Consider the following 17,728-nt stretch of genomic DNA (forward strand, 5'->3'; position numbering starts at 1 on the left):
CCGCGATCAGACCAGTAATTCGTCGAGGAAGTGACCGGGCAGGGCGCGCAGGATCGGATGATCCTGCCCGTCATGGGATTGCGTGCGCAGTACGTGGAGCAGGCCGACGACCCCCGGCCCCGCGTCCAGCAGCGGTCTGGTCCAGCCCAGTTCGGCGCAGGTGCGCAGGACCGGAAGCACCAGCCCGGTCGCCTCCCCGACCCATCCCGCCGACGCGAGACACTCCGCGAGCAGCAGGGTCGCGTCCAATTCCGCCCGGGGACGGCCCTGTTCGAGTGTTTTCGCGTAGATCACCCGCGCATGGCGGGCCGCGCGATCATCGGCACGCAGGCGCTGTTCGGCCAGTAGCCGCCGAATGTCGGCGATGGCCCGCGCCTCGGTGATCAGCGCGGCGGCGCCCTTCTTGCGCCGTGCGCCGTTACCGGAGCTGTCGGGGACGAAGGTGTCTTCGCCGGTGGGGAATCCGAGCCTGGCCCGCTCGGCCCGCACATGCGCGTCCAGGCGAGCCAAGCCGTTCTCCGCGGCCACTCGCGCGCCTTCGTCGAGGCGGGCCGAGGCGGTGTACTGATCGCCGAGAGCCGCCTTCACCCTGGCACCGACCACGAAGGTCGCGATCAGGAAGTCGACGGGACCGACCCGGGTGACCAGCTCGTGGCTCTCGTCGAGGAGCCGATCGGCCAGCGCCAGATCGCCACGGCGATAGGCCACTTCGCCGAGCAGGGCGGCCGCGATCCGTGCGGCGTCCGAGCGCGGCCCCGACTTGGTGCGCGCGGCTTCGTATGCCTGCTCGAAAGAGGTGGTAGCAGAGGCGATGTCGAGTTGCTCGTAGGCGGCGTCGCCCAGCGCGCACAGCCCGAATACCGGACCGAGTGGGTCCTTCGACTGGGTGTGATAGTCGGCGGCCCAATCCTGGAGCTCGGTCACCGCGCTGAAGTCGAACTCGCACAGCCGAACGAACGACATCAGATTCGCGGCGGTCGACACCGTCCAGGCGGGCAGGTCGCCGGGTTCGTCCAGAATGGGTACCAGACTGTCGGCTACCTCGGCGATGTCATCGTGGGCTACCCGGTCGGCAGCGTCCAGCACCGTTGCCACACATCGCTGTTCGGTCAGTTCCGGTTCGCCGGGTGAGCTGCGGGCCAGCAGATTCGAGAGCCGGCCGAGCGCGTTGCGGGCGGTCCCCGTCTGCTGCATGTTCATATTCGCCCTGGCCACCGCCATCAAGAGCTTCGACCGTGAGGTCACCTGCTGCACAGGTAGTTTCGAGACGGTGCCGAGCAGGGTGGCGAGCCGGGATCCGTCGATCAGGTCCATGCCCCCGCTCTCGAGCAGGTCGGCGGCGAGTTTGAGATCGGTCGCGGCCAGCGCGTGATCCACCGACTTGCGCAGCAGTTGATGCTCGGCGTACCAGCGAGCGGCCTTGCGGTGCAGCGCTTTCGAACGTCCTGGATGTTCACGGTCGAGGCGGGCGCGCAGATGCTCGGCGAACAGCGGTTGCATGCGGTACCACTCCGGATCGTGCTGGATCCGATGCAGGAAGAGCTCACGCTGCTCGGCCTGCTCCAGCATCGCCGCACCATCGGAGACATCGGCGAGCACCCCGGCCAGCGACCCGTTCACCCGCTCGACCACCGAGATCGCCATCAGGAACTCCAGCTGCTCGGGCGCCAGCGCGTCGAGCACGTTCTCGGCCAGATACTCGCGCATCCCGTGCCCGCCCTCGGCGAGCGAGGCGAGCAACTGGGCCGGATCGGCCTTGTCGCGCAATGTGAGGCTCACCAGCTGGATCGCGGCGGGCCAGCCGTCGGTCGCGAGGTGGATCTGTTCGACCTGCTCGTCGGTGAGCGCGAAACCGTTGCGCTCCACCAGGATCTGCCGGGTCTCCGATTCGGTGAGCCGCAGCGTGGCCGCGTCCAGCTCCACCAGTTCGTCGCGCACCCGCAACCTGCTGATCGGCAGGCCGGACTGATCGCGGCTGGTGATGACGAACCGCACGTGGTGGCAGCCGTTGTCGAGCAGGGTCGCCATCGCGCGTTGCACGCCGGGATCGCGCACCCGGTGCCAGTCGTCCACCACGACGACCACCGGGCGCCCGCTCGCGTGGATCTCGTCGATCAGGGTGGCGATCACATAGGCGACCGCGTCGGCGGGCCGCTCCTCCAGCACCTGCTCGAGACCCGCGCCGACATCGGGGCGCACCCGGCGGATGGCCTCGATGAGGTGGGCGAGGAACCAGATCTCGCTGTCGTCGTCCTGGTCGACGCCCAGCCACGCCACCGGAATGTCGCGGGTGGCCAGGTCGGCGCGCCACTGCGTGGCGATGGTGCTCTTGCCGAAACCGGCGGGCGCGTGGATCAGGGCGAGTCGGCGCTCGCCGCCCGCACGCAGCACGTCGAGCAGGCGCTGGCGCGGGAAGGGTTCGCGCGCGGGCGTGGGTGGGCGGAATTTGGTGGCGGCGGTCGGCGGAAACGTGCCGGTCGTCGAACCCGGCATGGGCACCGAGGCGCCTGCGGCCTGCAGGGTCAGCGGCCAGCTGCGGCGGCCGGTGACCGACTTCAGGACCTCCGGGGCGTCGTCGGTGGTCTCCTCGGAGTCGAGCAATGCCATTTCGTCTGGCATCTGGCCGTGCGCGCGCTGCACTTCGCGGAGCAGTTCGCCGAACTCGTAGGCCGAGGCCGGGCGGTCGGCGGGCTCGGGGGACATGGCCCGTTCGATCACTTCCGCCACGTCGCCGGGGATGTCCTGGGCGCGCAGGTCGGGAACATGCTGGGTGGTGATGCGCAGGAATTGCGCGACCACCTTCTCCCCCGCCTGGCGTTCGAACGCGGCATGGCCGGTCAGCAGGGCGAACAGGGTCGCGCCGAGACCGTAGACATCAGACCGCACGGTCGGTTCACTGCCCTTGAGCAATTCCGGCGCGGTGAACGCGGGCGATCCGGTGATCAAGCTGCTCGACGTCTGGAATCCGCCGGGGATGCGGGCGATGCCGAAATCGGTGAGTTGCGGTTCGCCGTACCCGCTGATCAGCACGTTCGCCGGTTTCACATCCCGGTGCAGGATGCCCGCCCGATGCGCCGATTCGATCGCCGCGGCCAGCTTCACCCCGGCGCGCAGCGTATCCGACCAGGTCAGCGGGCCACGATCGTGGATGAGGCGTTCGAGTGAGCCGCGCGAGGCGTAGGGCATCACGATCAGCGGCAGCCCGGTCGCGGTCACGTCGACCTGCAGGATGTCGACGATATTCGGATGTCCGGACAGCCTGCCCATCGCCTGTTCCTCGCGCAGGAACCGTTCCCGGCTCTCCACATCGATCTCCGAGGACAGCACCTTCACCGCGACCACGCGATCCAGCGCCGGCTGCAATGCGCGGTACACCACGCCGAATCCGCCGCGTCCGATCTCCTTGGCCCCCGTGAGGCCCATGGCATCGAGTTCCGCGATCACGGCCTCGTCGGGCACTCCCGGCGCCACCGTCCGCTGCGTATTGAGCCCCACCGGCGCCGCCTCGGCCAGGCCGCGCCGCATACGCGTCTGCTCCGGATCCATGTGACCACCTCTCACCATCGGCGTCACCGGCGTTTCGGTCGGCATGCGGGGAGGTCACCGACATCACCGCACATATCCAAGCTAGCGCGATCCGGCGTCTATCGGGTGGAGATTCGACGCTGTGGCGGCAACGGTTGTCCGAAACCCGCGGTTCAGCGCACCGCGAGCGCGATCAGCTGAGTGCGCTGTTCGGACGCGAAGTTGTTGTCCGCGACCAGCACCAACGTGCGCTCACCCGAGGGCAGGCGCGGGCCCCAGGTCATTCCCTCGATGTTGTCGACGGCCTCGATCCCCAGATCGGCGAGGTCGGCGACGAGCCGCTTGGCCACCGGGCGAGCACCCGCGATCGGCGCGTCGAGCACAGTACTCGCGGCCGTGGTGTCGATCTCGAAGATCCGCACCCGATTCCCCACCCCCTTGGCGAAAGCCCGTTCGACCACCAGGAATCGGGTCGGATCGAAGCTGTCGTCGGCGAGGATCGCAGTCACGCCGTTGCTCGCCTGCCCGGCCTCCGGGCGCGACTCGGCGAACACCGGCTCCAGCGGGTACGCGTACTGCGCGAGCACCGGCCCGAACCTGGCCTGGACGGTGATCCGCGTCGTGGCCCCCGCCGTCGTGGTCGCGCCCGGACCGTCTTGGAGCAGCGGCCCCTCCATCGCGGTCACGAACAACGCCCCACCGGCCGCGAACGTCGCCCCCTCGAGCGCCTGATTCTGCCGTGGCCCCGAATCAGCGCGCATCCGTTCGTTTTCCGGAATCGGCAGCTCCGCGACGAACCCGCCGTCCGCGCGAGCCACCCGTACCGAAGGATCGGCAAGCACCTCACCGGCCCGCTCGCCCTCCTGTGTCCAGAAGTAGTCCCCCGTCCACGGATCAACCCGAATATCCTCGGGATCCACCGATTTCGGCGGATACACGCCGCCGTCCGCCCGCAGCAGCGGCTTCGTGCCGGTGAAGCTCACGGGCCCGATACCCGTCTCCCCCACTGGAATCCGAGCCGTGTACACCCTGGCGGGCCCCTTTTCCGACCGGTCATCGCTGATCAAGACGAATTCACCGGCGTCGGCGCGATAGTCGATGCCCGACAGCCCGCCGACCACCGTCTCCCCGAATTCGACGTCGTGCCCCACGACCTGTTCCCCCAGCACCCGCACGCCATCGACCGCGGCCCCCGCATCCGGCACCGCGCCCCCCGCGACGACAATTCCCAGAACCGCTGCAGCCACCCGACGTCCCATGACCGACAAGCTATCCACCGCACCACACCCCCAGGTGAACACCACCCGAACTGTCGGTCGCCGCCCCACCACCTCCGAAGTCCGAGCTGGACTCTTGGTTGGCCCCGACAACGGCGAACGCCCGCCACCTCGTTGAGGTGACGGGCGCCGACCCGGTGCGAAACCGGGAACTACCGACTTACTTGCGCAGCGAGGCCGGGACCTCGAAACGCGGGCCGAACTTCGCGGCCAGCTCGTCGGCGCGGGCCACGAAGGCCTCCTGGCCACCGGGGTAGCCGACGATGAACTGGTGCGAGCCACCCGACCAGGCCGGGAAGCCGATGCCGAAGATCGAGCCGATGTTCGCGTCGGCGGTGCTGGTGAGCACGCCTTCGTCGAAGCACTTCTGGGTCTCGATGGACTCGGCGAACATCATCCGGTCCTTGAGGTCCTGGAAGGTGACACCCTCCGGGAGCTCACGGCTCGAGCTGAAGATCTCGCGCAGCTCGTCCCACAGGCCGGTGGCCTTGCCGTCGACGTACTCGTAGAAGCCCGCGCCGCCCAGCTTGCCCTTGCGGTCGTACTTGTCGATCAGGGTGTTGAGGACCTCGGCGGTCTTCGCGGACGCGGCGTTGAGCTCACCACCGGCAGCAAGGATGGCCTCGGAGGTCTCCTTGTAGATCTTCTGCATGGTGGTGAAGTTCAGCTCGTCGCTGAGCTTCAGCGGCGCGGCCGGGTAGCCCGCCTGCAGACCGGCCTGCTCGACAGTGGCCGGGTCGACACCCTCGGCGACCATGGAGATGGCCTCGTTGATGAAGGTACCGATCACGCGCGAGGTGAAGAAGCCACGGCTGTCGTTGACGACGATCGGGGTCTTCTTGATGGCGAGGGTGTAGTCGTACACCCGGGCCAGCGCCTCGTCGGAGGTCTTCTCGCCCTTGATGATCTCCACCAGCGGCATCTTGTCCACGGGGGAGAAGAAGTGGATACCGATGAAGTCCTCGGAGCGCTTCACACCGTTGGCGAGCAGGGTGATCGGCAGGGTCGAGGTGTTCGAGCCGAGCAGGGCATCGGCGTCGACGATGTCCTCGATCTCCTGGAAGACCTTGTTCTTGAGGTCCGGGTTCTCGAACACGGCCTCGATCACGAAGTCGACGCCCTTGAAGTCGGCGGCGTCCGCGGTCGGGGTGATGCGAGCCAGCAGCGCGTCGGACTTCTCCTGGGTGGTCTTGCCACGCGAGAGAGCCTTGGCCTCGATGGCCTCGGCGTAGCCCTTGCCCTTGACGGCGTTGGCGAGCTCGACGTCCTTGAGGACGACGTCGTAGCCGGCCTTGGCGGAGACGTAGGCGATGCCCGCGCCCATCATGCCGGCGCCGACGACACCGATCTTCTTGATCTCACGCTTGGGCACATCCTCGACGGACGGACGCGAGCCGCCACCGTTGATGTGGTTGAGGTCGAAGAAGAACGCCTGGATCATGTTCTTCGCGACCGGACCGGTCAGCAGGCTCGTGAAGTAACGGCCCTCGATGGTCAGCGCGTTGTCGATGTCGACCTGCGCACCCTCGACCGCCGCGGCCATGATGGCGCGCGGGGCGGGCATGTTGGTGCCCTTGATCTGCTTGCGCAGGTTGGCCGGGAACGCGGGCAGGTTCGCCGCGAAGGCCGGGGTGGACGGGGTGCCGCCGGGGATCCGGTAGCCCTTCTTGTCCCACGGCTGCGCCGCTTCGGGGTTGGCCGCGATCCACACCTTGGCGGCGGGGATCAGTTCCTCGACCGTGGCGACGACCTCGTCGATCAGGCCGATTTCCTTGGCCTTGGTCACGCGGTGACGCTGGCCCTGCAGCAGCACCTGCATCAGCGCGTTCTGCAGACCGAGCATGCGCACGGTGCGGGTCACGCCGCCGCCACCGGGCAGCAGGCCCAGGGAGACCTCGGGCAGGCCGATGGCCGAACCCTTGACGTCGGCCGCGATGCGGTAGTGGGTGGCCAGCGCAATCTCCAGGCCGCCACCGAGGGCAGCGCCGTTGATGGCGGCGACGACCGGCTTGCCGAGCTGCTCGAGGCGACGCAGCGGGGCCTTGACGTCGGTGACCATCTTGACGACCTCGGCCGCGTTGTCCGGGCCGACCTTCATCATGTTCTTCAGGTCGCCGCCGGCGAAGAAGGTCTTCTTGCCGGAGGTGATGACGACACCGGTGATGTCGTCCTTCTCCGCCTCGAGGCGGTCGACGGTGGCGTTCATCGACGCGAGGTACGCGTCGTTCATGGTGTTGGCGCCCTGGCTGGGGTCGTCGATAGTGAGGACGACCACGCCGTCGGCGTCCTTCTCCCAGCCGATGATGTTGTCAGTCATAGTTTTTCGTTCTCTCCTATGAGAAGTGAAAGTCGGCCGGAGCTCAGACGCGCTCGATGATGGTGGCGACGCCCATGCCGCCGCCGATGCACAGGGTGATCAGGCCGTAGCGCGCGTTGCGACGCTCCAGCTCGTCGAGCACCGTGCCGGTGATCATCGCGCCGGTGGCACCCAGCGGGTGGCCCATCGCGATCGCGCCACCGTTGACGTTCAGCTTCTCGTCCGGGACGTTCAGGTCCTTCTGGAACTTCAGCACCACGGAGGCGAAGGCCTCGTTGATCTCGACGAGGTCCATGTCCTCGATCGTCAGACCGGCCTTGGCCAGCGCCTTCTTGGCGGCCGGGGTGGGACCGGTGAGCATGATGGTGGAGTCCGCACCGGAGGTGGCGGTCGCGACGACGCGGGCACGCGGGGTCAGACCCGAGTTCTTGCCCGCCTCTTCGGAACCGATCAGCAGCAGGGCGGCGCCGTCGACGATGCCCGAGCTGTTGCCACCGTGGTGGACGTGGTTGATCTTCTCGATGTAGGTGAACTTCTGCAGCGCGACGGCGTCGAAGCCGCCCATCTCACCGATGCCGGCGAAGGCCGGGTTCAGCTTGCCGAGGTCGGCGGCGGTGGTGCCGGGACGCATGTGCTCGTCGTTGTCGAGCACGACCAGGCCGTTGATGTCCTTGACCGGGACGATCGACTTGGCGAAGTAGCCGCCGGTGGTCGCCGCGGCGGCCAGGTCCTGCGAGCGCACCGCGTAGGCGTCGACGTCATCGCGGGTGAAACCCTCGATGGTGGCGATCAGGTCGGCCGAGATGCCCTGGGGCACGAAGTAGCCGTCGTAGTTGGTGGCCGGGTCGAGCGCCCAGGAGCCGCCGTCGGAGCCCATCGGTACGCGCGACATCGACTCGACGCCACCGGCGATGACGAGGTCGTCGAAGCCGGAGCGAACCTTCTGCGCAGCCAGGTTCACGGCCTCGAGGCCGGAAGCACAGAAGCGGTTGAGCTGGAAGCCACCGACGGTGTCGGGCAGGCCGGCGATGGTGACCGCGGTGCGGGCGATGTCCATGCCCTGGTCACCGACGGGGGTGACCACGCCGAGGATGAGGTCCGAGATCTGGTCCTCGTCGAGGTTCGGGAAGCGGCCACGCAGCTCCTGGATCAGACCAACAGTCAGATCGATCGGCTTGACCGAGTGCAGCGAGCCGTTCTTCTTGCCGCGGCCGCGCGGAGTGCGGATGGCCTCGTAGATGTAGGCCTCTGTGGTCATATCGGAGTGTTTCCTTCCTTGGGGTGCGGTGGCCGCACGAACGCCACGACCAATTGTCTCGACGCCGTACAAATCCCGGCAAACACCAGCGGAGCATAGAACCATGCTCATCCGGTGAAACCGGCCACCCGTTCATACTACCGTGGTGTGCGAACTCCGGTTAACTTAACGCGGTACGGACGGTGGCTGTCAACCATCCAGACTCTTTGCTCCGAACTGTTCACGTAGCAACGCCAGCGCGACCTCGTCCGGGTCTTGACGGTCACCGGGAGCCACCGGCACCGCGGCGGCGGCCAGCATCTCCCGTTCTTCCTCCGGGGTCGGCGGGGCGAGAACGGCGGCGCTGCGCGCGGAATCGCCACCGGACCGGGACTCGGACCCCTCGTCCGGGCCGGGGTCGTCGGGGAGGTCAGGGAAATCCGGCGGCGGAATGTCGTCGTCGGACGGCCGGTTCGCCCGGTTCGGCGACTGGTTGCCCGCCGCCTGGCTCGGCCGCGAGAACTTGGGGCGTCCCGCGGGCTTACCCTCCGGATTTCCCGGCCCCCGCGCGGGCCCGGCCTTGGCGGCGGGCGCGGGTCGCGGCGCGGGCGCACCGGTCTCCCAGCGCACATCCAGTTCACGCCCGAGCACGGCCCGCACCGCCGAACGCACTGCCTCGATATTGCGCGGATCGGACAACCGCTGCGCCAACGGCGCGGCCGGATGCGCGAAAACGATCACCTCGCCCTCGACCCGCGACACCGCCGCCCCCGACAACAGCGCCTGCAAGGTAGCCCCGAACTCCCGCACCCTGCCCTTGATCTCCGGCCACGCGGCATCGACGATCCCGACCAGATCCTCGGTGGGTGCCGCGCCGACCTGCGGCTCCACCTGCGCAGAAGCAGTCTCGACCCGCGACTGCGCTTCGGCTTCACCCAGTTCGGGTTCCGGCTGAACCGGCGAATCCACCTGCGGTGCTACCGCTTCCGGAATCGAGTCGATGTCGGCGGCAGGCGAGCCGCTGCCGGTCAGACGGGCCGCCTCGACCTCGGGAGAATCTGCCGCGAGCCGCTGGGAAGCGAGTCCTTCCGACGAGATGTCAACGGCACTGTGCCCGGAATCGATGGGCGGCGCGGAGGGCTCGAGCTGCGCAGGCGGTGCCGTCGGCGCGGACTGCGCCGTCGGCGCTGCCTGCTCGGGTGATGCGGTCGGCGCTTGCGGTGCAGCGGGTGTGGCCGATGCTTGCGGTGCGGTCGGCGAACCGGGTGCAGACACTGTCGGGGACACACTCGGTGCGGACGTCACGGGTGGCGGCGGTGTGGCCGGGGCTGCGGTCTTCTGTTCCGCGACAACAGGGCTCGCGGCGCCGGATGCCGACGATCCGCCGGTCGCCGCTTCCTTCTCGGCGCGCGCGGCGGCGAGGAGTTCCGCACCTCGGCGGCCACGGGAGGCCGGGACGGCCGGGCGTTCGGCGGGTGACTCACCCGCCGCAGGCCCCGGGCGGGCGGGCGCGGGGGCCGATCCGCTCGCGAATCCGCGTTCCAGCCGTTCCAGCCGTTGCAGGGTGGCCGACTCGGCGTCGGACACCGACGGCAGGAGCATGCGGGCGCAGATCACTTCGAGGAGCAGGCGCGGGGCGGTGGCGCCGCGCATTTCACCGAGGCCCTCGTGCAGGAGTTCGGCGTAGCGGGTGAGGGTGGCGGGGCCCAGGCGTTCGGCCTGGTCACGCATTCTTTCCAGGACGTCGCCTGGACCGGAGACCAGGCCGCGGTCGGCGGCATCGGGGACCGCGCGCAGCAGGATCAGGTCGCGCAGCCGTTCGAGCAGGTCGACGGCGAACCGGCGCGGGTCGTGGCCCGCTTCCATCACCGAATCGACCGTGTTGAACAAAGCCGCACCATCATCGGCGGCCAGCGCGTCGATGGCGTCGTCGATCAGCGCCACATCGGTGACGCCGAGCAGCGAGACCGCGCGCGGGTAGGTGACACCGTCGGGCCCGGCGCCGGCCAGCAGCTGGTCGAGCACGCTCAGGCTGTCGCGCGGCGAACCACCACCGGCCCGGATGACCAGCGGGTACACCGCCTCCTCCACCGGTACGTGCTCCTGCTCGCAGATCTTGCCGAGCAGTCCGCGCATGGTGGCGGGCGGCAGGAGCCGGAACGGATAGTGGTGCGTGCGTGAGCGAATCGTCGGCAGCACCTTGTCCGGCTCGGTGGTGGCGAAGATGAAGATCAGGTGAGCGGGCGGTTCCTCGACGATCTTGAGCAGCGCGTTGAAACCGGCCGTGGTGACCATGTGCGCCTCGTCGACGATGAACACGCGGTAGCGCGACTCGGCGGGCGCGTAGAAGGCGCGATCGCGCAGCTCGCGGGTGTCGTCGACACCACCGTGACTGGCCGCGTCGAGTTCGATCACGTCGAGGTTGCCCGAGCCGCCCGGCCCGAGCGCCACACACGACGAGCACGTGCCGCACGGGGTCGACGTCGGCCCGTCCACGCAGTTCAGCGACCGCGCGAGGATGCGCGCGGACGACGTCTTACCGCAACCACGCGGCCCGGAGAACAGATACGCGTGACTGATCCGTCCGGTATCCAGCGCTGTACTCAGCGGGTCGGTGACGTGCTCCTGACCCACTACTTCTGCGAATGTCGCCGGTCGATACTTCCGGTACAGAGCCACGACCCACAGGCTACCGAGAGTGTCCGACAGGGTTTATCGGCGGCTGGCACTGTACCCGCGCGCGGTAACGAAGCCTTGATAATGATGTGATCTAAATCACATTGAATTTCGCGGTATGGAGCGTAGGTGCAAAGCGTGCCGCTAGGCGCAACGGCTGAGCTATCGACTGCCACACACGTGGCGAATCCGCCATCGAACAGTCTGTTGATACTGGTTGCCACGGCAATCCAAACCAATTCCCCGATTGACGGCCCCTTACCGGATGTAACGAAACAATGAACGGTCGTGACAGCGGCGCAAGTGCCTGGCTACCGTGGATCTCGGCAACTTCGGTGGCCAAACCTTCATCAGGTTGGTGACCCCGGCCGGTCCCTCATCCCGACCGGGGCACAACCTTCGCGCACCGATCGCTCCCCCACCGCACCGACCGGAGGAACGTTTCACCGTGCTGTCGTGTGATGACATCGCAACCGCCTGGCTCGCCCACACCGACTTCGCCGGCGACAACGCCGCAGTCGGGCTACTGAGCCGGGCAATCAGCCCACAAGACTTCGACATCAAACGCGACTCGTTACCCGTCGCTGCCGCAGCCGACCCGGCGACCGCCGACGCCATCCTGCAACTGCTCGAACGCGGGCAGGTGCCGACGATGGCGGCCATTCGCACGCTCACCGCGCAGAACGAGATGCGCCGCGAGGCCGAGCGGATCGAGCGGCTCGGCCGTCGCGCCCAGCGCAGCATCGACGAGTTCGGGCGCGTGCTGGCCCGCCTCGCCGCGGCGCACTGGACCGACCACGATATCGGCCCCACCAGGCGCGATATCCTCGCCGATGCCGAGGTCTGCACGCTCATCGCCGAACGGGTGGGTGAGATCGCGCCGTCGGCGGTCAAGCATCTGTGGCTGATCGAACGGGCACAGCGCGCGGGCTGGATCGCCTCGAACGCGAGCCCCGGTTCGCTGTGCCCGGCGCGGCGCTGGCACACCACCAAATACGGCAACCGGGTCTCGCAGAAGCCGGTCAACATGATCGGCAAGCTGGTCGCGGGCTTCGTCGTGGAACACACCGCCGACCGGGGCAAGCCGCCGAGCTGGGCGGTGCTCGCCCGCGACGCGCGCGACGATCGCGGCCGCCGCCTGTTCTTCGACGTGGCCGACGCGCATGCCCAGCGCCGCTGGCTCACCACTGCCGAGTGGCTCGCCGACGGCGATGACCTGCCCGTTCCCGGCAAGCGCGGCGTGCGGGCGCTGGCCAAGGAAAACCGGGGCTAGCGCCGCCATCCGTGGTGAGTGTTCGGTAACTTTCTCGCAACGCATCCACGCGTGAAAGGAGTTACCGTGCCCGCAACGATCGACCCGGCGGCCACTGCTTGGCTACTCGCGGCCACCGCCATGGTGCTGTTGATGACGCCCGCACTGGCCGTGTTCTACGGCGGGATGGTGCGCTCGACCGGCGTGCTGAACATGCTGATGATGAGCTTCATCGCGATCCCGCTGGTCACCGTGGTCTGGCTGGTCGCCGGCTACAGCCTCGCGTTCGGCGACGACGCGGGTGGTGGTCTGATCGGCGATCTCGAGCATCTCGGGCTGGCCGGGATCAATCCCGACTCCGTCCGCGGCACCATTCCGGAGCTGCTGTTCGTCACCTTCCAGCTGACGTTCGCGATCCTGACCGCCGCCCTGGTCTCCGGCGCCATCGCCGACCGTGCCAAGTTCGCGGGCTGGATGGTGTTCGTTCCGCTGTGGACGCTGGCGGTGTACGCGCCGATCGCGCACTGGGTGTGGGGGCCGGACGGCTGGCTGCTGAACTTCGGCGCGCTCGACTACGCGGGCGGGCTGGTGGTCGAGATCGCCTCCGGCGCTTCCGCCCTCGCCTTGGCGCTGGTCCTCGGACCGCGCATCGGTTTCAACATCGATGCGATGCGTCCGCACAACCTGCCGTTCGTGCTGCTCGGCGCCGGTCTGCTGTGGTTCGGCTGGTTCGGTTTCAACGCGGGCTCCGCGCTGGGCGCCACCGGCACCGCGGCGGCTGTCTTCCTGAACACCCTGGTCGCGGGCAGTCTCGGCATGCTCGGCTGGCTCATCGTCGAACAGATCCGCGACGGCAGGCCCACCACGTTCGGTGCGGCTTCGGGCGCGGTGGCCGGTCTGGTCGCGATCACCCCGTCCTGCGGCGTGGTGAACACCCTCGGCGCGGTGCTGGTCGGCTTGGCCGCCGGCGTGGTGTGTTCGTTCGCGGTCGGCTGGAAACACAAAGCGGGCTATGACGATTCGCTCGACGTGGTCGGCGTGCACTTCGTAGGCGGCATCGTGGGCACGGTCCTGATCGGCCTGCTGGCCACCCAGGTGATGACCGGCGGCGTGAACGGGCTGCTCTACGGCGGCGGCCTCGCCCAGCTCGGCAAGCAGCTCGTCGCGGTCCTGGTGGTCGCGGCCTACGCCTTCGCGGTCTCGTGGGTGCTCGGCAAGGGCATCGACAAGATCATCGGCTTCCGGGTGAGCAAGGAAGACGAAACAGCGGGCATCGACTTCGCCCTCCACGCCGAAACCGCCTACGCCGAAGGGGTGCACGGCTCCTCGCCCCGCCGCTTCGGCGAGGGCCACTACGGCAACTAACTGACCTCGTCGGCTGGTGCCAACCAGGTGTTGCATTCGAAATTGCGGTTCTTCGAGTAGCCCTGGTTGTACCAGTTGCCGTTGTGGTCCGGGGTGCCGTGATCGCGGTGGCGGCCGTCGCCGTCACCGCGGTTGTAGTTGTGCTTCACCGCGGCGTAGCCCTCCTGCGAGGTCCACGAACCGCCTGCTTCCGACGAACCGATGTACATGCCGCCGAAACAGCTGGCCTGCAGCTCCATTCGACGCGAGGTCTCCAGCCCGCCCGCCGACATCGTGCCCTGCTCGCGACGCTGGTTCGACGAGGCCTGCATCAGGCCGGTGAGCCCCTGGATGTGGTGACCGTATTCGTGGGCGTAGACCGACAGCGCCTCCATCGGCGGATACGGGGTGTTGTGCAGCACCAACCCCTCCGTCGACATGTAGATGGTGCTCGAGGCACTGCAGTAGAACGCGTCGCTGGTTGAACCACCACACGGCGACGACAGCTGCGACGGCTGTTCCGCGACAACCAGACCCGGGCTCTGGAACGGCAGATTCGCGGCGGTCAGATTCGATCGCCACATCTGATCGAGGCACACCTGAGCCGCCGCGAAGAACGCCTTGGCCACCGCCGCGGCGGTCGACCAGCGCGGCAGATCGCAGTCCATGTTCGTCAGGCCCGCGTCGTCGTTGCTGAACAGCGGATGCTGACCGAGGGCGATAACAGGTTGCGGCCCCGCCGGTTTGGTCGTTGTCGGCGCCGTGGTGCGCGCGGTGGTCGTAGCGCGCGCTGTCGTCGGATTCGTGGTCGGCACCGGCGAATTCGAGCTGTAGGTGAAACTCGGCGGCGTCGTCTTGGCGACCGAGCCCGGCGAGCTCTGATCGGACAGGGCCACCGCGGCGACCAGCAACCCGATGACCCCGAACACGGTCAACACCGTCAACACCGCACCGACCGCACCCGAACCACCCCGACGCGGCGGCGGATACCCCTGCGGCGCATAGCCGTAAGGCGGCGGCAACGGTCTGCCGTAAGGCGGCATCTGTCCCCCATACGGCGGCATCTGCCCGCCATACGGTGGCGGCAGGGGCCTACCGTACGGCGGCTGCGGAGGAGGCGGGGGATACATGAAATCACCTGACAACTGGTCACGCGCGGATATGGGTAACTCACCGGGAACGGGCTGACTCACCCCGCGCCCCGCCGTCGGCCGCTCACGCTACCGGTGTGGCGCCCGAGCCCGGCAGGCGCGGAGAGGCGGGGTGCCTCAGTTCACTTCGCTCGCAGCGACGGTGAAGGTGTTGCACTGGGCCGTGAGGTTGCGGTCCAGGCCGGTTTCGAACCACTGGCCACCGTGCTCGGCGGTGCCGTGGTCGCGCATGTCGCCGGGGCCGTCACCGCGGCCGTAGGAATCCTTGGTGGCGACCGTGACCTGCGAGGAGGTCAGCGAACCACCGCCCTTCGAGGAGGCGATGAACATGCCGTCGAAGCAGTTGGCCTGCAACTCGACTCGGCGCGAGAGCTCCAGACCCTTGGCCGAGCGGGCGCCCGCGTCGACGCGCTCGCTGTTGGCCTTGCGCAGGATGCCCGACTGGGCCTGCACGTGGTGGCCGTACTCGTGCGCGAACACCGAGAGGTACACCACCCAGTTGTCGCGGAACTGCTCGGTCTGCAGCTGGCTGATCGGCATGTAGATGGTCTTGTTCGCCGGGCAGTAGAAGGCGGCGAAGTTGCTCGTCGACCCGGTGCACGGGGTGGTGATGCCGTCGGTGGTCGCGGTGACGCTGAGCGTCGGCGACTCGAAGGGCAGATTGTTCTCCGCCAGCAGCGGTTTCCATGCCGACTCGAGGCACTTGGCGGCCGACTCGAAGAAGGCGCGCGCCTTGTCCACCTGCGTGCCCCACGGCGCGTAATTGCACGATGCCGGGACCAGGGTGCCGTCGGAGTCGGTGAGCAGCGGGTTGTCGCCGGTCGCGGCGGGCGCGGTCCCCGGCTGCGGGGTATAGGTAGTGGTCGGTTTCGGACCGATCGCGCCGATCCCGAGGTCGACGCCGGTATTGACGGCGTACTTCACCAGCCCGCCGACCAGCAGGAAGATGACGACCAGGATTGCCGAGGTGAAGCCACCGCCCCGCTTACGCGGCGGCGGAGTCGGCCTGCCCGGCGGCCCGTAGGGCATCGGCGGCGGGCGGTAACCCGGCGGCGGACCATACGCCGGACGCTGCCCATAACCCTGTGGATAGCCCTGCGGCTGTGGATAACCCGGCTGCCCATATCCCGGTTGTGGCCGGTATCCCGGGGGCGGACCATAGCCGGGGGGTGGTGGAACCGGTCGTCCACCTGGGCCGTTCGGCCCATAACCGTACGGTGGTTGAGTCACTCCCCCGTACCCCCCTCGTCTCATGAGTCGTCGACAGCCGCTGACGCAGAATAGCAAGCTGTCTAGAGTAAGCACCCATGCTGACTTTTCGGGGGGGCGCCGCTGGCGCGCTGCTGCTCGCTGCGGCGGGTTTGCTCGTGGCCGCGCCGGTAGCCCATACGGAGCCCTCCACCTCCGGTGTTTCGATCACCGCCGACCTCACGCTCACCGAAACCGGTGTGCTCGAAGTCATCGAAACTGTCGCGGTACCCGCCGACGGAAATTTCACGATGTCGCTGCCGTTGCGCCTCAAGGTCGGTGACGACGTGGAACGGGTCTTCAAGGTCACCGATGTGACCGCGAGCGGTACGGGCACCGCCACCACTGTCAACGACCAGTTCGTCGTCGAGGCGAAGCCGGGCGAATCGAAGTTCACGTATACGGTGCACAACACCGTCTCCGACATGCCGGGCACGCAGGTGTTCCACTGGCTGGGCGTGCTCAACGCCGATATCGCCGTGCTCGACGTCTCGGTGATCAGCCCGAGCTTCCAAATGGGCATCGTCGACTGCAAACTCGGCTCCGCGGGCAATGCCAAGCCGTGCGCCGATGTCCACACCGAACCCGACGGCGTGCTGTATCTGCACCAGACCGACCTGCGCAAGGGCGATGCCATCGACCTCACCTTGCAGATGCCGCCCGGCACCGTGCCCGCGAATGCCGATGTGCGCGGCGGCGGTACGGGCCCGTTCGCCTTCACCACCCCCGTGCTCGCGGCCTTCGGCGCCTTCCTGCTCGCGCTGGCGGGCATGATCGCCTACGTACTGCTGGCGCGGAAGCGGGCTGCCGCCGCGGTGGCGGGTAGCGATACCTTCGATCCGCTGATCCAGCAGGCAGGCCGCGTCGAGTTCACCTCCCCCGACGGCGTGCTCCCCGGCGAGGCCGGCCTGATCATCGACGAACACGCCGATCCGGTCGACATCGCCGCCACCGTCGTCGATCTCGCCGTCCGGCGCTACCTGTGGATCACCCCCGTGAACGCGCGGGGCGAAGACGATTGGCGCATCAGCCGCGTCAACGCCCCCGACGACCAGCTGCGCGAATACGAGCGCACCGTCTACGACATGCTGCTGCCCGAAGGCACCGACACCGTCGCCGTCCGCGAACTGCGCGCCCCCGGCCGCCTGCAACTGGACCCGATCCGCGCCGCCATGCGCAACGACGCCGTCGCCACCGGCGCCTTCGCCGACCCGAAACAGCGCGCGCTCCCCCGCTGGATCGGCGCCGCCCTGATCGCCCTCGGCCTGATCATCACGGTCACCCTCGCCCTGACCGCGGGACACGCCCTGGTCGGCGTCGCCATCGCCCTGGCAGGCGGAGCGGCGATGCTGCTCCCCAACTACCTCCCCACCCGAACCCCACTCGGCGACACCGTCGCAGGCCGAATCCGCGCGATGCACCGTGGTCTCGACACCGTCGTACGCGACCGGATCCCGCCCATCGACCAGGAGACGATCTTCTCCCGCGCCCTCCCCTACACGGTGATCAGCGGCCGAGCGGACAACTGGATCCGCACCTTCCGCGACATGAACCCCGCAGCCGACTCCCAACCCGGCCTCTACTGGTTCGCCGGCTACGACCGAGACCCCAACCTCCACCGCTTCGCCGCCCAGTTCCCGTTCTTCATCACCGCACTGGAAGGCGCCTTCAACCCGCGCTGAGCGACCCGGCATACGAAAA

At 68.3% G+C, this 17,728-nt stretch carries 10 protein-coding genes; 3 read left to right on the forward strand and 7 right to left on the reverse strand.

The window, feature by feature from the left end; all coding sequences use genetic code 11:
• Positions 1-6 precede the first annotated feature (6 nt).
• The 5 genes from ACFVVI_RS16650 to ACFVVI_RS16670 all read right to left on the reverse strand — a co-directional run bounded on the left by ACFVVI_RS16650 (position 7) and on the right by ACFVVI_RS16670 (position 11,035).
• The gene (locus tag ACFVVI_RS16650) at positions 7-3,546 is read right to left on the reverse strand and encodes a protein kinase (protein WP_387445936.1); all 3,540 of its coding nucleotides are present in this window, start codon (positions 3,544-3,546) and stop codon (positions 7-9) included.
• A 152-nt stretch (positions 3,547-3,698) separates the two neighbouring features.
• Positions 3,699-4,772, reverse strand: coding sequence for an esterase-like activity of phytase family protein (locus ACFVVI_RS16655; RefSeq protein ID WP_387445937.1), 1,074 nt, complete (start codon positions 4,770-4,772; stop codon positions 3,699-3,701).
• Between the two features lie 190 nt (positions 4,773-4,962).
• The gene (locus tag ACFVVI_RS16660; RefSeq protein WP_378994405.1) at positions 4,963-7,119 is read right to left on the reverse strand and encodes a 3-hydroxyacyl-CoA dehydrogenase NAD-binding domain-containing protein; all 2,157 of its coding nucleotides are present in this window, start codon (positions 7,117-7,119) and stop codon (positions 4,963-4,965) included.
• Between the two features lie 43 nt (positions 7,120-7,162).
• Complete coding sequence (locus ACFVVI_RS16665; RefSeq protein WP_379219863.1) at positions 7,163-8,377, reverse strand: acetyl-CoA C-acetyltransferase; 1,215 nt, start codon at positions 8,375-8,377, stop codon at positions 7,163-7,165.
• A gap of 189 nt (positions 8,378-8,566) precedes the next feature.
• Complete coding sequence (locus tag ACFVVI_RS16670; RefSeq protein WP_387445938.1) at positions 8,567-11,035, reverse strand: DNA polymerase III subunit gamma and tau; 2,469 nt, start codon at positions 11,033-11,035, stop codon at positions 8,567-8,569.
• A 445-nt stretch (positions 11,036-11,480) separates the two neighbouring features.
• Here ACFVVI_RS16670 and ACFVVI_RS16675 point away from each other — a divergent pair, with 445 nt between their 5' ends.
• Positions 11,481-12,305, forward strand: coding sequence for a hypothetical protein (locus ACFVVI_RS16675; protein ID WP_378994412.1), 825 nt, complete (start codon positions 11,481-11,483; stop codon positions 12,303-12,305).
• 66 nt (positions 12,306-12,371) lie between these two features.
• Complete coding sequence (locus ACFVVI_RS16680; protein WP_378994414.1) at positions 12,372-13,649, forward strand: ammonium transporter; 1,278 nt, start codon at positions 12,372-12,374, stop codon at positions 13,647-13,649.
• Here ACFVVI_RS16680 and ACFVVI_RS16685 read toward each other — a convergent pair.
• Complete coding sequence (locus ACFVVI_RS16685) at positions 13,646-14,692, reverse strand: neutral zinc metallopeptidase (protein ID WP_387445939.1); 1,047 nt, start codon at positions 14,690-14,692, stop codon at positions 13,646-13,648. The two genes, ACFVVI_RS16680 and ACFVVI_RS16685, sit on opposite strands and share 4 nt — an antisense overlap.
• Before the next feature lie 204 nt (positions 14,693-14,896).
• The gene (locus ACFVVI_RS16690) at positions 14,897-15,808 is read right to left on the reverse strand and encodes a neutral zinc metallopeptidase (protein ID WP_378994418.1); all 912 of its coding nucleotides are present in this window, start codon (positions 15,806-15,808) and stop codon (positions 14,897-14,899) included.
• Between the two features lie 278 nt (positions 15,809-16,086).
• Here ACFVVI_RS16690 and ACFVVI_RS16695 point away from each other — a divergent pair, with 278 nt between their 5' ends.
• The gene (locus ACFVVI_RS16695) at positions 16,087-17,709 is read left to right on the forward strand and encodes a DUF2207 family protein (RefSeq protein ID WP_387445940.1); all 1,623 of its coding nucleotides are present in this window, start codon (positions 16,087-16,089) and stop codon (positions 17,707-17,709) included.
• Positions 17,710-17,728: the final 19 nt, after the last annotated feature.

The sequence above is a fragment of the Nocardia sp. NPDC058114 genome (genome assembly GCF_042884695.1).
Lineage (GTDB): Bacteria > Actinomycetota > Actinomycetes > Mycobacteriales > Mycobacteriaceae > Nocardia.